The organism is Photobacterium sp. R1, assembly GCF_054600795.1.
In genome coordinates this window covers 1-402 of the sequence record NZ_BAAHZP010000141.1, presented here as the reverse complement: position 1 = coordinate 402, position 402 = coordinate 1, and the positions used below count along the sequence as shown (strand labels likewise).

Annotated in this window: 1 protein-coding gene; it reads right to left on the bottom strand. The window is 55.5% G+C overall.

Going from position 1 to position 402, the window contains the following annotated elements; translation table 11 throughout:
* On the bottom strand, positions 1-402 hold a 402-nt coding region (asd, locus tag ACYP03_RS24370; protein WP_459782425.1), incomplete at both ends, for an archaetidylserine decarboxylase.

The window sequence follows — 402 nt, the reverse complement described above, 5'->3', positions numbered from 1 at the left end:
AATACTGCCAACAATGGTGGCCCCCACCAGAACTTGAGCAACCGGGCCGAATTCCGTATCAAAGATACAGACCACGCGCTCATTACGGGCAAACAGGTTGGGTACATTTTCCGCGGTCAGCGGATTGACAGAAAACAGATCACCCGGAATGTAGATCATCTGGCGCAGGGTGCCGTCACATGGCATGTGTACGCGGTGATAATCTCGCGGAGACAAATACAGAGTGGCGAAACTCCCGTCAGCAAATTCTTCTGCCAGCGCCTGATCGCCGCCCAGCAGTTCAACGGCGTCATAGTAATGCCCCTTGGCCAGAATCAGCTGGCCTTTTTCAATCGGGCCCAGCTGGCTGACACAGGCATCTGCCGGGTGACAGAATACCGTTGCGTCGTCGCTCAACGGACG